The 16,426-nt window shown below is 44.6% G+C and carries 12 protein-coding genes; all 12 read left to right on the forward strand.

Features of this window, described 5'->3' with window-relative positions:
- Nucleotides 1–10: 10 nt before the first annotated feature.
- The 12 genes from F899_RS07895 to F899_RS07950 all read left to right on the forward strand — a co-directional run bounded on the left by F899_RS07895 (nt 11) and on the right by F899_RS07950 (nt 16,417).
- On the forward strand, nt 11–487 hold the full coding sequence (locus tag F899_RS07895; RefSeq protein WP_005221936.1) for a hypothetical protein: 477 nt from the start codon (nt 11–13) through the stop codon (nt 485–487).
- Nucleotides 488–574: 87 nt separating this feature from the next.
- Nucleotides 575–1,444 carry a RyR domain-containing protein gene (locus F899_RS07900; protein WP_005221937.1) on the forward strand — a complete coding sequence of 290 codons (870 nt, stop codon included), beginning with the start codon at nt 575–577 and terminating at the stop codon, nt 1,442–1,444.
- Between the two features lie 2 nt (nt 1,445–1,446).
- The gene (locus F899_RS07905) at nt 1,447–2,118 is read left to right on the forward strand and encodes a phage adaptor protein (protein ID WP_005221938.1); all 672 of its coding nucleotides are present in this window, start codon (nt 1,447–1,449) and stop codon (nt 2,116–2,118) included.
- Nucleotides 2,119–2,202: 84 nt separating this feature from the next.
- Complete coding sequence (locus F899_RS07910) at nt 2,203–2,610, forward strand: hypothetical protein (protein ID WP_005221939.1); 408 nt, start codon at nt 2,203–2,205, stop codon at nt 2,608–2,610.
- A 15-nt stretch (nt 2,611–2,625) separates the two neighbouring features.
- Nucleotides 2,626–2,934, forward strand: a complete 309-nt coding sequence (locus F899_RS07915; protein ID WP_005221940.1) for a hypothetical protein — start codon at nt 2,626–2,628, stop codon at nt 2,932–2,934.
- The gene (locus tag F899_RS07920) at nt 2,931–4,118 is read left to right on the forward strand and encodes a WD40 repeat domain-containing protein (protein ID WP_005221941.1); all 1,188 of its coding nucleotides are present in this window, start codon (nt 2,931–2,933) and stop codon (nt 4,116–4,118) included. Before F899_RS07915 ends, F899_RS07920 begins: the two co-directional genes overlap by 4 nt.
- A gap of 6 nt (nt 4,119–4,124) precedes the next feature.
- Nucleotides 4,125–8,207, forward strand: coding sequence for a hypothetical protein (locus tag F899_RS07925; protein ID WP_005221942.1), 4,083 nt, complete (start codon nt 4,125–4,127; stop codon nt 8,205–8,207).
- Nucleotides 8,204–9,376, forward strand: a complete 1,173-nt coding sequence (locus F899_RS07930) for a hypothetical protein (protein ID WP_005221944.1) — start codon at nt 8,204–8,206, stop codon at nt 9,374–9,376. The genes F899_RS07925 and F899_RS07930 overlap by 4 nt, the downstream gene beginning before the upstream one ends.
- Before the next feature lie 30 nt (nt 9,377–9,406).
- Complete coding sequence (locus F899_RS07935; protein ID WP_005221946.1) at nt 9,407–9,991, forward strand: hypothetical protein; 585 nt, start codon at nt 9,407–9,409, stop codon at nt 9,989–9,991.
- A gap of 3 nt (nt 9,992–9,994) precedes the next feature.
- Nucleotides 9,995–12,565, forward strand: coding sequence for a hypothetical protein (locus F899_RS07940; protein WP_005221948.1), 2,571 nt, complete (start codon nt 9,995–9,997; stop codon nt 12,563–12,565).
- Nucleotides 12,558–13,883 carry a hypothetical protein gene (locus F899_RS07945; RefSeq protein WP_005221963.1) on the forward strand — a complete coding sequence of 442 codons (1,326 nt, stop codon included), beginning with the start codon at nt 12,558–12,560 and terminating at the stop codon, nt 13,881–13,883. Before F899_RS07940 ends, F899_RS07945 begins: the two co-directional genes overlap by 8 nt.
- 2 nt (nt 13,884–13,885) lie before the next feature.
- Entirely contained in the window at nt 13,886–16,417 is a 2,532-nt protein-coding gene (locus F899_RS07950) for a hypothetical protein (protein ID WP_005221964.1), read from the forward strand.
- Nucleotides 16,418–16,426 lie beyond the last annotated feature (9 nt).

The following is a 16,426-nucleotide window of genomic DNA, read 5'->3' on the forward strand; positions in this document are numbered from 1 at the left end:
TATTTAACTCATGGCTACAATTAAACGTAAAAGCGGATTTGCGAATCGCTTCGGTGGTGCAGTGCCATACGGCAATGTGACAGCCTTTGTCTTCTCATTGGCTACCAATGCGGCAGGCGCAGTACTGGATTCCAATTCCGATGTGGCAGTGGCTTCAGGTGATGTAATCGAGTTGGGTTTATTGCCAGTGGGCTTCAGACTGGATGATGCGCAGGTGCTAATCAATACAGCAATGACAGCATCAGTGACTGGATCACTGGGCTTTAAGTATGCCGATGGTGTGGACTCAACAGAAGTGCCGCAGGATGCAGCGTATTTTATTAGTGGTGGTGCACTGGCGACCGCAGCGCGTTTACGTGCAACCGGTACCAAGTTGGTGACTTTACCAAAGCCAGCGATTTTAACGCTCACCACTGGTGGTGCGGCCAATGCCAAAGCATCAGACATCAAGATTGTGGTGTCTGGTGAATTGACTGGCCCGCGTTAAGTAAAAGTATAAAAACATGAAGTTTATGGGATGGATGATTTTCAGCGAGTCACCATCCCTTTTTTATATTTCACATGAGGAATCATTATGAAAATCGCTTTATTGGCAGCAATTGCACATGGAATGAATCTGGCATATTCCGCATCACTGGGTGATCAGTCTCATTTACCCTGGGAAGAAACCTCAGATGAGCTGAAAAAAAGTATTGAGTATGGTGTAAAACTGCATTTGGAAAACCCTGATACTACGCCAGAACAGTCACATGCATCATGGCTGGCACAGAAAGAAACCGATGGCTGGACCTATGGTGAAGTAAAAGATCTGGAAAAGAAAACCCATCCTTGCATCCTGCCATATGACCAGTTACCTGCAGAACAGAAAACCAAAGACTATCTGTTTAAAGCGGTTGTGACTTTACTTAAAGACCTACCAGATCCAGATGATGTGTCTGCATTGAATGGCGAACTTGTAAAACTACAGTTGCAGGTAGCAGCTCAAAAGACACAATCAATTGGTGCAGCGGCAGCAGCGCAAGTTAAAACAGCGGGCGTGACCATTGTCTATGACGGGCCGAAAGACCAGTTCACAGACAACTTGTACGGCACCAAACTGGTATTTAACTGTGGCCAGCCACGTACGGTACCAAGCAACTTTGCCAAGCAGTTCCTGAGTCATCCTGAATTCAAAGAAGTAGAAGCAGGTGATGCACCTGCAGCAGAAGGTCTGGATGATACTGATGCAATTCTGGCACAGCAAAAGGCCGAACAGGACAAGCTGAAGCAGGAACAGGATCGAATTTTCAATGAGGTTGAATCGATCAAGCAGTTCGGTACCAAAAAGGCTGTGACGGATTACATCGAAGCGAACTACGGTGAAAAGGTAAATCCTAACTCATTCAAGCTCGATGAACTGAAAGACAAAGCGATTGAAAAAGTACGTCAGTTTGGAGCGATCTAAATATGGACTTAAAGGAATTGCGTCGACGCTTTCGTGTTGAAGCCGGTGATTCGGTACAGCCATACTTTACCAGTGATGAAGATGTGGATGCATGGCTAAATGACGCAGTTCATGAGGCCTGTATCCGTGGTCGTCTTTTGCATGAAGCAGAAGATGCCACAATCTGCCGTATTCAAATTACAGCAGGGCAGGCACAGTACCCGCTTGATCCGCGTATCTATGAATTGACACATTTACGCTTTGATCTTGGACATGGCCAATGTGAAAGTGAAGTGAAGTTGGCTTCTGAGGAGATTCTAAGTCATCGCTACCATAGCAACTGGCGTACGAGAATCGGTGATCCAGAGCATGCCATTCAATCTGACACAGGTTTGCGTCTGGTACCACGTCCTGAACAAGACGGCACCTTGATCATTGAAGGCTATCGTTTACCACTTGTTGATATGGTAGAGGATACGGATCAGCCTGAAATTAATCAGGCACATCATGCACACTTAGTGCAATGGGCACTGCACAAAGCATTCAGTATCCCAGACACCGAGTTCATGGATCCGAACCGTGCACAGATCGCAGAGTATAAATTTATTGACTACTTTGGTGATCGGCCTGATAGCAACTTACGTCGTGAGGTTCGAGAGGATTTTGAACATCATGTCACACCTTTCTGGCCATAACCCCCTAAAGCCCGTGTAGGGTTGGTCTAGTCTAACCCTACTTTCACATCATAAAGCCATGTTTTTATTATTTGGATAATTATCATGGCGAATACTCTCTATGACTTCGCACGTCAGCGGTTTTTGGAAGCACAGATTAACTGGATGACCGATACGATTAAAGTTGTTCTGGTCGATACCGGTGCGTACACACCGCAAACAGCGGTTCACCAATATTTATCAGACATTCCAACATCGGCACGTATTGCAGGTCCGGTCACACTCACATCCAAGGCCACAACTGGTGGTGCTGCCGATGCTGCTGACTGTACATTTACGTCTGTAACCGGTGCATCCATTGAAGCCATCATTATTTATGCCGATACTGGTGTAGAAGCAACAAGCCCATTAATTGCATATATCGATACTGCAACAGGCTTACCGATCACGCCAAACGGCGGTGACATTATTGTGACCTGGGATAACGGAACAAATAAAATCTTTAAGGTTTAATTTATTAGGTGGTGTATGGAAAACAACCAAAAGCCACCCACTCAATCCGTGGGTGTAGAAGGATTTAAAGCCGATGTATATGCAAGTGATGAAGTTAAGATCCCCTGGCATGATCTAATTCACATACCCAAATTTCAAATGTTTGCTTTGGAGATGTCGGCAGGTCGTTATGGCGATCATGGAAACGTAATGGAATGGATTGTTGGTTTTGTACAGGATCAGTCACGTTCTAATGGTGAACAAACATTCTTTCATCAATATAGCGAATGGCACGATAAAAAAGGCTATTGGAACAACGAAACGGTATTTGGTGAATTGAAATGAAGCGAACCTTTTTATTTGTGCCTAGCAACGGCTCAACTGCAACAAATTACCTTTCGATATATGACTGGAAAACTAAAGCGAGAATGCAACAGATCGGTCTAACCAATTCTGGAAGTTTCGCTAACACTAACATGGCAGGGGCATTTTCTCCTGATGGTAGTTTATTGGCAGTGATCAACTATGGCTATCCTTATCTACATATATATAGAACTTCGGATTGGAGCAAAATCACACTTGCAGGTGGCTTTCCTGGCGGTATTGGACGGTCTGCTGCTTTTTCTCCAGACGGTTCATACTTAGCCGTAGGGCATGATAGTAGTCCTTATCTCACTGTATATAACACAGCGGATTGGTCTAAGAAAGTTCTGACTGGTGGTAACCCTCCAAACTCAGCATTCGGTTGTGATTTTTCACCAGATGGATCAACATTGGCAGTTTCACATTTAGTTACACCCTTTCTTACATTTTACAATACTACCGACTGGTCAAAAAAAACTGCTATATCGCCTGCTCTTGCTGATACATCGCAGAGTTGTGCATATTCTCCTGATGGCACCAAACTGGCAGTAATTATAAACAGTGCACCTTGTTTATATATTTTCAATCTCAGTGATATGAGCCGAATGTCACCTGTCGGTGCTAAAGGTTTCGGTACAGCTTATTGTGTGCGTTTCTCCCCGGACGGGTCATTGGTTGCTGTTGCACATAGTAGTTACCCATATCTTTCGGTTTTTGAAACTGTCAACTGGACTAAAATTACAATCCCGAGTCACCCTGGCCATGCTGCAAGTGCGTGTGGTTTTTCACCGGATGGTAAATCGCTAGTAGTGGGTATCTATCAAAATGAACTTCTCATGTCATATGATACAGTGACTTGGGCGAAAACAGTGTTTACTGATCGTCCTGCAGGGTATCCCGGTGCAATTGTCTTTTCTCCACCCATCGGTGGCACAATTTCCAATGAGGATACCACCCCTATCACAGATGCTTTAAATGTGCCGGTACAGCGTAAGGTTTTTGCACTTAATCGTGTAACTTTGGCTATTCAAGGGCAAGCCGTGTCCGGCGTAGATGGGCGTTATGAGCTTCCGCTGTTGGCAGCAGCAGAACCCCTTACTGTGCTATTTCAGGCTGATAGCGATATGGAAAACAGTGTGGTTGTAGATTGGGTGCAACCTGAGTAACGATGAATGGCTGATATTTATTTTGCACCACACAGTGAAGGTGTTACAGGTGAATTGCCTTCCTCTGTATCGAAACCTTCTACCCAGATTACTGCGATCTTTAACAGTGATGTTCGTTGGAAGAAGATAAAAGTATCTCAGCCATCCTCGTCTGAATCATTTGGTCAAAATGGCGAGATTTACAATTCAGCACAAATCGTTCAAGCCAAGGGTTTCTTTTTAGATGGTATGGGTGCTAAGGCACCTGCAAGCACTTCTGTAACTGCAAAATTTGAGGACTATCAGCGTTTAAACAGTGTTCGTATTACAGCGAGTGCTGTTTACCTAAGCACACCTACAATTAAGCACGACAAGCCTAAAGAAAAATATGCACTGGTCGAAGGTTTCGACGGATGTACTTTAGGTATTTCAGCGATTCGCCATCTAAACTTCTTGGTTAAGCCGCAAGGTTTTTTATCTGAAAAGATTAAACCTGAAATACCTACAAGTAACGCTATCACAGCAAGGTTTTTTGATTACGAATCGCTACCTGCAACACGCATCACCGGACGTACCACCTATCCGAATGCTGCGACAGTAGACCGCTATTTCGCACCGGCCACACAGCATACTTCACCGTTTGGCGAGCGTATGACTGAGTTTGGTCAAACGGTGCTCAAGTACGACCAGTTCTTAAAGCCGGGTGGACTTAACCAGTCTACTATTGGTGAAGCAACACTTTACAACACAACTCAAGATGCCAGGGTATCAGGCTTTAATGCACAAGGTTTTGGTACAGCGGCAATTGTCAACAAGTCACGACAATTATTCCCAACCGCATTCATTTCTCAGCAATTTGGTTCAGCTAAGATTTATAACCTGCGCCAGTATGTTAAATACAATGGTCTGGATAGTGCAAAATTTGGTACGCCATTCCTGATTGGTGGGGTGAAATACGTCAATGTAATCGGCCTGAATGCCAGTGCCTTTACTGCACCAAAGGTCGTCAATACCACAGCGAACCAGTTTGTTCAGGCCATCGGTTTATCCGCACAGTCAATACCGCGGCCGAACGTATCTCCACGTTTTCTGGCACCTAAAGGAATACTAGGTTTTGCATCAGGCAATCCAATTGTTCAGCGCAATCCATCACCTAAAGGTTTTACTAACGACCTCTACGGTACAGCATGGATTTCGCATAGCCCTCGATTTATCACACCAGGTGAAGTGGAAGGCTTTGTATCTGGCTACCCTAAAGCCTACGATCCAACACAAAAGGTATTGTTTGCCGGACAGATCAGCGGTGGTATCTTTGGTGATATTGCAATACGCAATACACGTCGACTTATTTCTCCTGTCGGTGTGGACCAATCCAGTTTAAGCGACTGGGCCAGTCTGTATTCCAACCTGATCAATATCCAGTTATCCGGTTTTGATTCACTGGCGACTGGATCAGTAGCAATCCGTAATAAAACACCATCCCTTATTCCTGGTGGTTTGGATACAGCGGCTTTCGGTTCACACTTAATCGCTGAAAGAGTAAGACGTTTAAATGTTCGCGGCTTTGGCTACCAGGAACAGGAACGCTTTGGTCGTCATCAGTTCAGCAAGTCACCAGAATTAAACCCTAAAGCATTTGATTCGATGCTGATCGGTGCTGCGGTTATCAGTAACAAGCGTAGATACATTTTTACTGTTGGTCGGGATAATCTGGCCTTTGGTGATGCACGTACCTGGTTCCGCTACAGAAACTTAAAACCAAATGGTGCGGACCAGGCTAGATATGGTGCTGCAACAATTACTCACGGCAATCGGTCATTGCTACACAAGGGATTGGATTATGCTGCGCTAGGTTCTCCGCAAATCTGGTTCCGTGTGCGTTACCTGGTAACGGCAAGCATCTATCGTGAGTTTGAAAGTAATCATCAGATTGGTGGCACACGGTACCTTGTTCCTACAGGTTTTATCGCCACCCAATTTGGTAGCCGTATCATTCCAGAAAGACAGTCCTTGTATCCTTTGGGATTATCAAGCAATGCTTTCGGATTAGCCCAGGTCGAGTTATTTAAACGATGGATCCGGCCTTTAGGCTTTCATAGTTTTGGCAATCAGGCATCCGACCGCTACGGTACCGCAAAAGTCTGGAACAGCCGCCAATATGTGTATCAGATCTTTGATCCGAATGACGGCCTGAATCCTGGTGGCTTTGGCTACTGGACCACGATTAACAACCGTAACCGTGTGATCGGGGTTCAATCCTTTGATGCGCAGCGATTTGGTTACGCTCATCCTGAAAACAAAGCACGTCCTATACTTCCTCTTGGTCAAGATCAATCGCTGTTTGGCCTAAACATGATTGCAGACCGTATTCGACAGGTACGACCAGAATCAATAGAAGCACCGTATATTTCCACATGGGCTAACCTGAGAAACAAGGCAGCAGTAATCAAGGCAGCTACAGCACAGCATGATGCCTGGGGTAATGCAACGGTAGTGAATACTCGACGCGAATATCGTTGGGTCGGTGCATTTGATTCCTTCCAGTCAGGTACATCAATGGTGGCGTTTAAGGTGAGAAACCTGAGTATTGAAAGCCGCTACTCGATCAATCCACCTTCGATTCCATTACCAAAATTTGATTTGCATACGCGCTATCTTGAGCCAATTGGCTTTGATTTAATGCGTTTTGGTGGGCCATCACTGTTCATCAAGTGGAATATCATTACGCCACGATGGACCTTGCGCCATTACTTCGGTGATCCTGCTGTGCGCAACGTCACACCGGAATTACGTCAACGTGGCAATGTCACTGAGGAATTTGGCTTCCCATCTTTACGCCGTGATCGAGAAAGTTATTTCATTGATGGCTTTAAGTCTGATCTGTTTGGCCGGCATTCTATAGGCTACCGTGACCGATTAATTACCGTATCCGGCATTGATACTATGCGTATCGGCTTAACCAAAGCCACCAAGACCGGTGCACCGCCTTATAGTTTGCAAACAATTACCCTAGATTGGGTGTCCAAGAACGATAATGATGTTCGTCCTGATACCTACACGGCAGATGGTATTGCACCACCTGAGCGACAGGTGCCAGTACCATTGTTTAAAGGTAACGTCATCTTTCCAGTAGGGTTTTCCGCTTCGCGCTATGGTGAGCATCATGCGCAATCTAATGGCATCATTCTGGATTCAGGTATTTTTGATCTGTACTTTGGTAATTCGTCGGTCGTTTTACGCAACAGAACGATCAAGATACCAAGCCTTGGAGATCAAAGCTCGGTGAAAGGAATGCCAAGACTATCACCACATACGATTTATGCGGTCATGGAGGCACCTGGGCAGGCGATAGACAACCATCCGGTACGTGGTGAAAGACACTATGTTAAGAGTTTTGAAGTATTTGGTTCACCCATCATTACCAATAAACACCGTTTTGCGCGTCCGAATGGATTTAATGGTCTAACCACAGGCCAACCTAACATCGATTTGCGATTGCGTTATATCAACGTATCGTCAATTAATGCCTTTCGTATGGGGTGGCATCAGCTGCTTGATGGCTCACCGCAGACTATTGAGCAGTTCAATAAAAATTCGATGACCAGTTTTGGTGGTGCCAGAGTAGAAGCGATTTATCGCGGTCCTCAATACGTGACTGTAAAAGGGTTTGAGGGAAGTGTGTTTACTGCAAGCCAAATCGACTTCTTCCACCGCTACATTTATCCAGTCGGTGAAGATGTATCACGATTAGGGACCAAGCTGAATGGCGACCAGGCATATAAACCGAAGGGGCTTTGGGTAGGCGAACCAATGCCGACTATCCCGGCAGGTTATGACGCTTCGGTATTCGGAAAAACAGTGATCGGTTTACGTGTACGTGATGTAAGTGCGCAAGGTTTTGATAGTTTTAATGGGGATATGGATATAAGTGCTTTTGGTGGTCGCCTGAAAGTTGTGTTGGTTAAGAAGGCTGAAGTGATTGAACCAAAAACAATTGAAATACAGTCATTCAATCAAGCAGTTTATGGTGTTCCAGATATTCGCTTGAAAACACATTACATTCGACCTGATGGAAACTCAGATCAATATAGAAAAGGTGTTCCAAAATGAAAAGATTAACTCCATTGCGTGGTCTTGATAATGTTTCAGATGATGAAAGCATGTCGAGTTTCGGTCGTGAACCTTTCGTAAAGCTACGTGATGCTGTGAACGTCAATATCAGTTCAAGCGGCCGGGTGGAGTTGCGTGATACTGGTGTAATTGCTACAGAGATACCATATAAAAATTTATGGAATAGTCCGTTACATGGCGACACTTTTGCCACATTGAATGGAGAGCTGGTTAAAGTCAATCCGGCGGACTGGTCACATGAAAGCCTTGGTATCAAACTAGAAGGAAGTGTGAATTACCTGGTGGTGAATAATTTTATTATTATTTCAAATGCGCTTGCTTTGTATAAATATGATGGCGCAAGTGTGGTTAAGCTGACGATTGAAACTCCACCAGAACCGGTAGCACGTTTAACAAATGGATCACTCTTGGATGGAACATACACCGTTGCAATTTCCTGGTCCAAGGATGGACGTGAATCTGGACTATCAACAAGTCTAAGTTTAAATGTTGAAGGCGGTATTGAGTTGATCTTGCCGTATAACTATAGCGAAGATGCTGACCAGATCGTGATTTATATGACTGGGCGTAACGGATCTGAGCTGTTGAAGGTGGGTGCTGTTGCTGTCAATACAGCTACTTTCACAATCAGCAGTGATAAAGACCTGACACGTGCTGCACAGTTTCAACACCTTTCACCGATGCGCACCGGTAAATTTTTAAAGTTATGGCGTGGACGCTTGCTGACCGCAGATAAAAACATGCTGTATTTTTCCCAGGCATTAAACTTTCATTTATGTGATGAGCGTTATGATTATATTGCCTTACCGCAACGTGTGACCTTTGTGGAGCCGGTAGAATCTGGTATTTGGGTTGGTCAATCTAACAGTGTGGTTTTTTTAAGTGGGTCGGATGTTAGAGATTTACGCCTGGTGCAAACTGGCGCTAAAGCACCGGTGCCTGGTACAGCCTTACGTATCCATAGTGATTTGCTTGGGGAGATATCTGCAGGTTTAGAATCTGTATTGTGGTTGGCTGAAAATGGTTACTGTATTGGTACGCCTACCGGAAACCTGATCGAAGCTCATGCCAAAACATTAAAGGGTATTGTAGCCAAGAATGGACAGTCTGTAAGGTTTGATGACCGAATTGTCACTGTACTACATTGATGACAAGTTCAATAAAATCCGGTCATGACAATGGAAAAAATTAATCAAGACGCACTTTTAGGTGCGTTGGCACGTGGTGAATACACTGAACAGGACAATCAAATTACGTTTAACAAGCTAGGCGGCATCAGCTTTAAAGGCGAATACTTTGATCGTGTCAATGGTGGTGAATGGCAGCGCAATGACAACCTGGTGGTCAATGAGGGTATTGCGCATATCCTGAATGTGGCCTTAGGCGGTAAAGCAAAACCTGCAAAATACTTCCTGGCATTATTTAGCGGTAGTACGGCACCAGCACCGACCTGGACAGCGGCAAATTTTTCTGCTGTAGCGAGTGAGATTGTCAGTGGCACTGAAGGCTATACCAATGCGACACGTCCCGAGTGGGTTCCAGTAGATACGAACGGTAATTCGATTGACAACATGGCGGCAGCTGCGCAACTGACTATTGCAACCTCGGGAACTTTGACTGTCACCGGTGCGGCACTGCTCACTAACTCAACCAAAGGCGGTACGACTGGTACACTTGTTTCTGCAAGTAAGTATGCCGTAGCGCGTACCTTCCAGAATGGTGATGTTTACGAGATCGGCTATCGACTAAGCGCAACGGTGTAACCCATGGCAAGCCCCAAACCATACGGGCTTCATGTAATAAGCGGTGTACTCACTGACAATGATATAGAGCGTATCTCGTCCGTGATTCACCGCTTTCTTACTTTTAAGGAAGCCAGTCAACTTGACAACCTGAAACAGACCTATGACTTACCCGACGGTGGATACTTCATCGTGCAGGAAATGGGTGGTGTTTTTCGTGTGCTTGCAGATAAACAAGAACCTGAAAAATTTAAGTTCATTCATGACGGCTTAGTGAAAGAATATATTCCGATGTTCTTTAGTGGGATGATTGAAAAAGCAGCTGTACGTCGTGGTGAAAAAGTTGCTATCCAGATCACTGAGCAATGTAAAAACCGGCTTGAACGTCAGCTTGAGCGTAAACTTACCAAAACACTTGAACTAGAACGCTTTACTATTCTGGCCAATAATAAGTTTCCTGAATTTGCATCTCTTGGTGAAGTAACAAAGTACACGCAATACTCTGGACAAAACCCAGGATGGTACCGTGGAAATATGGCCAAGTTGATTCAGTTTGTGGGTGGTTATGGCCGACAGGACTTTGATCAATTGCCTGACAGTGATATCGAACGCATAAGTTTTACATTGCCTGAAAAGCTACGCTTCGAGCTATGGGAAAAATATAAAGATACACGATTGCCGGGATATTCAGGTTTGCCACCTGTAGATGGAACATTCCAATACGATTATAAATGGGCGAAAAGCCATAACGTCGCTTTTGATCACGAAGGTAAACCATGGCTAATACAGGTAGATCGTAAAGTATGGGTAATGCCTTTACCTATTATCCCATTAACAGCTGATCCGGTATTTCACGAATATATTTACAACCAGGTGTCAGATAATGAGCTGATTGCGGTTCTTGAAACATTTAAGGCGTTTCCTTCTGGAGAAAGTTTTCCTGAAGATCCAGTTGAATTTCAGCAATGGGTACGTGCCGGTGTAATTATCGAGATATGCGATACAGCGGATTTTCATTCTCATATGGCCATGTTTACTGCTTGCGGCTGGTCTTTCAACAGTCGTGGCAATGCGGCTTACAATACTGGATACCGGTACGATGATCGTGGCTTGATTGAGTGCTCGACCTTTCGTCTGTCTTTGAATCTGATTGGAACAGATAAGCACTATGGCGTTGATGCCGTAAAATTAAGTGATGAACTCAATGATTCAGATAAGCAGCTTTTAGGAAATTATCTAACAGGTATCACTGGTGGTTTACGTGGTGATAGTTCAATGGCCAGATCATTACGCTTTAAACTGCGCAACATCACACAAACAGAATTACTAGATAGAGCACGTAGCTATAGCGGCAATGCCAGTGCAGAGGTGAGTTATTGGGATGACTACCAATGCCAACCTATTGCAGCACATACTGGACGTGTGCATAAACTCTATACCGGGAAACTATATCACCCGAATAAACGCGCCAATCAACCTGAAATAAAATTTCCAGAATACAGCTTAGGGCTTTGTGTATCCTTTGATTTCACACCGCTTCATCCAGGTGTTTCAGCCAACTGTGACACCATCATGTATGCCTATTACGATGATGATTCATTGAAAGTGGTGAAATACTTTTACCGTGAAGAAACATTTACCAAGCAGGTCGAAACCGATTTTGAAGAATATATGACGGTGGGTTCCTGGTATATGAACGAAACCTTTGGGAAATCCAGGATTGAGGGTAATTTCTATCTGACCGATATTGATGATCGTGATGAGGTTGCACCAACAGAACGCTATACCACTATTAAGGGAATGGACCAGGGCTATGACAGTCAGCCTTATTTCTCATTTCTGCACTATTTCGCTATGCAGGGAACATTATGGCGTAACCGCTATTACACCCATTTAACCAAGACTGAAACCACATCTAATAGGTCATTTGAACTAGCCATACTTGTGCCGATGTTTAATACAAGCTGTGTCGTTCACGCTAGATCCGGTGTTACAGGTCAAAAGGATTTTGGTGAATCTCTTAGTCTGGGTGCAGTCACTGATCCGAACTTCTATAGATTCTGGACTTATGATTTTGTCTTTGCCTGGAACACGCCATTGCATAAGCAAACTGGCATACCTTATCCGAAAGATGGCAACCCGGTCTGGGTGGAAATTCACGAATACAACCCTAGTGAGTATTCAGACTTCGCTGATCAAGGCCCGTGGATTAGCGGTCTGCCTGCAGATTATACCTGGCTGATTCATCCCGACGCGAATACCTGGCAAAGTGACGGTGGTGGTGGTCCACCTACAGTCAATGAATATAGCAACTCCACCAGAAAAGATGCAGAAAGCATAGGCAATCTGAAATGGGTTGTGAATGATCGCATCATCACGCTATCTACAGAAGCGCCAGAATCACGTTACTTCCGGCCATCCCCTGACGAGTTTGGATACGGCATGGAGCGTACAAGTAGTAAGGTTTTTCTAGGTGATACCAGATATGCCAATATCAGTGAAACCAATGAAGCCGGATTTTGGAAGTACACAGGCTATTCATCACTGGTGAACCACAGCCGCGCATACCATTTTATTGGGGTGATCAATGAGTAACTATCGTGATGATACTCAGGAAACAATTGTATTAAGTTCCGATGCTTTTGGAAAAGTAAGATCGGGTGATGTTGAAAGCTTTTCCTTCACTGAAACCATACTCAGCAAGGTTCGACACAATGTAGATGAAATTATCCGGTTAAGTGATGAGGATCTGTCACGTCGTAAAGGTCGATTAGATAGCGCACTCGGCTTTTCTGAACAAGTGTTTCATAGCGTTCGCAAGTTTCAGCTGATTGAAGAAGTCTTAGGCCTAGCTGACCACAGCTTTGTGAAACAGTCTGAATTAATCACTGAAGATCTGGGCCTGGGAGAAGTGGAGCAGGTGGGTTATAAGGTTATGCACATCGAGCCATTTAAAGTGGCCGATGCACATTTCACCTATAAAACTGCATTCCAAAGTATCAGTGACCGTCTGAAGTTGAGCGATAGTCTGCATGCACTATCACGTTCAAGTGATCTTGTTGAAGAAAGTCTTATCCTTTCAGATACCACGCGTGACAAATTAAAAACCCTGATCGTTGAAACCTTGGGGCTTGGCCAAGAGCTTGAACACTATAACCAGGTAGTTAGCCGAGTTTCTGACAGTTTTAAACTGCAAGACAAGGTTGCACGTATTGTTCGTGAAAGGGTGGAAGAATCTTTCCGGCTGGCTGACGAGTTTAAAAAATTATCAGATACGGTTGAGCTGGTGACTGAACGTCTGGTGTTTTCTGACCAGGTATCAGGGCAGCGCACTGTCAAAAGCCTGGCTGAATCAGGGATTCAATTTTCTGAATCAGTTGAAGGTAGAAAACGAGCAACATCCAGGGTGACTGAGCTTGTATTTTTGGATGCTGAACATTACGACAATCAAAACATTATCGGTGCATGGACTGCCACAGCAGATGGCTGGAATATGAGCCGTTACTATGATTACCCTTATGAAGAACTGATTGCGATTGATGGTCGGCTTTATGGGGTTACAGCAAATGGTGTTGAAGAACTCAAACAAGGTGCGCAAAGCATCACGGCACAGATTAAAACTGCAAAACTAGATATCGGTGCCGGCGGACTGGTTCACCCTGAAAACATGATCCTGGAATATAGTCTGGACGGTCAATTGTCTGTCGATGTAGGAACGACTCAAACCGGCTACCTGCAAACATTTAACTATGTACTTAAAAATGAGCCTAGCGATTATTTAACCAATGGCCGGGTGATCTTTGGCCGTGGCTTACGTGGTCGGCATTTTGAGTTTTCAGTCAATATTCAAGGCACGACAGCCTATATCAACGACATGGTTGTGAACATAACCAAAACAAAACGGAGAATTTAACCATGATGATTCCTACACTGAATGTCGTTGACCAGGCGGTTGCTGAAGTTCAGGACAAGATGAAATACTTTGAAGGACGCAGTAATCAGCTACTAGGTGAAATGAGCAACGCCATGACCACACTATCTGGCGTTACTGTAGAGCCGGTTGAAAGTGCTCCGCAATTACCAAGTCCTGAGAATGCGCACTTCCAACCGATTGATACCCCAGATGCACCTGAACTCAATGTGATTGCACCTGCACCGCATATTTTGGATCTGGATATTGAACGGCCTGCCGCACTCACATCCCCCAATATTCCTACACTTGAAATTAATTTGCCTGACGCACCCATCATGCAGAATGATATTGAGATTCCGTCAGAACTCACTAATTTTTCTTTACCTGAAATCGACACCAACATTGAAATTGGTACCTTGCCACAACTCAGCTTAACTGGTCTGGATATTGGCCGTAATACAGTCAATATTGATGTATCAGAACTTTTAAATGGTCTGGATTTATCCGATCTGAATTTGCCGGAAGCACCTGAAAACCCGATTTTAACTTTCCCAACATTGCCAAGCTTGGGTAATTTTGATTTGCCAGTGCGGCCAGATATTGATATTGGCAGTGTTGAGATCCCTGACGCGCCTGAAATTGTATTGCCTGAAATGGAAGCCCTGCAAGCCATTACCTTGCCGACCTATGAGCCAGAAGCACTACCTGTATTTGATGAATTGCCGCCTGAGTTTAGCGTAGAGCTACCCAGCGATATTGATAGCATCATGCAACAAGCACAGAGCATTGCTACAACGGACTATCATAGCCACAACAAGGACAATGCGATTCAACCATTGGTTGCTGAAATCCGCGCCTGGATGGAAGGTGCTGCTTCCGGTAGTGGATTACCTGCCGAAATTGAAACATCACTATTTAATCGTGCACGTGAACGCAACAGCCGTGAAACAGAACGCGCCGTACAGGAAGTGATTGATCAGTGGGCTAGTCGCGGTTATAGCTTGCCACAAGGATCGACACAGAAGCAGATCGATGCCATCCGGGATGATGCACGTTTAAAATCTGCAGATCTCAACCGCGATATTATGGTCCAGTCGTTTGAAAAGCAGCTTGAACATATCCGATTCTTGACCGAGCAAGGTATTGCCCTGGAACGATTAAAACAAGACCTATGGATTGCTTATGTCGGTAACATCATGGATGCAGCCAAGTTCCAGGTCGAAAGTAAACTGAGTTTATTTAATGCACAAATCTCGATTTTTAATGCGCGTACTGATGCGTTTAAATCGATGATCGATGTATATAAAACTAAAATTGAAGGAACCATTGCCAAGATCACGGCGTTTCGGGCTCAGGTGGATGCGCAAGTTGCCATTGGTCAGATTAACCAACAGACCGTCGATATTTTTAAAGCCAAAATTGATGCAGTCATGTCGAATGTTGATGTGTATAAAGCACTCATCCAAGGCGCAACCGCACGTGCTGACCTGGTGAAAAGTCACTTTGACGCTTATAAAACCGAAGTGCAAGCCTACAGTGAGCAGGTCGGTGCCGAACGAATCAAGGTCGAACTGTTTGATTCTCAAATCAAGGCCGAAGGCACCAAAGTCCAAGCCTATGAATCTTTGGCACGTACCTATGCCACCACTATTGAAGGTCTTTCGTCTAAAGCCAATATCAAGATGAAAGAAGGAGATATGAAGCTAGAAGCGGCACGTGTACGAATTGCAGAGTTTCAGGCCAATACCGAAGCCTATCGCGCATCTATGGATGCACAGTCGAAAGTACTGCAGTTTGAAACCGAAGCATACACGGCCAATCTGGAAGCAATGAAGTCGCAGATTCAATTGTCCATTGAGAAGATGAATGCGCAAGGCAATATTGTGGAATCCAATTCACGTACACGCATTGCCCTGGCCGATGCCTTGTCTAAGTATGCAGAAATGAAGATCCGTGTCGGTATCGCCAATTCAGATACCTTGTCACGATTTGCTGATATGCGCTCACGTACTTCTATTGCTGTATCAGAAGCACATTCACGCTATGCAGACTTATCGCTACGGACCACGATTGCCAACAGTGATATTTATAACCGCTACATTGAATCTCGTACACGTGTCGCACTGGCCAATGCAGATACCCAGGCCAAGTATGCCGACTTGAATTTACGCACCAACCTGGCGTATGCAGATACTCAAGCCAAGTTTGCTGATATGAAAATGCGTACCGGTATTGCCAATGCAGAAACCCAGGCACGTTATACCGATATGAATATCCGTACCAACCTGGCTTATGCTGAAATGCAGATCAAAAAATATGAGGTCGATTTAAGCCACTCAGTCAAGAAAGCCGAACTTGCAGCAGAAAGCATGAAAGGTATTGCACAGTTTAATGCTCAGATGGCTGCAGGTGCCATGTCTGCCATGCACGTATCTGCACAAATCAGCGGTAGCGGTTCAACTTCAATTGGCTACAGTGCAACCGAATCTGAATCCAAGACCGAAACCCATAGCTACAGCTATGGTAACTATTAAGACCCTCTA

This window comes from Acinetobacter sp. CIP 101934 (assembly GCF_000369585.1).
In the GTDB taxonomy this organism is placed as follows: Bacteria; Pseudomonadota; Gammaproteobacteria; order Pseudomonadales; family Moraxellaceae; genus Acinetobacter; species Acinetobacter schindleri.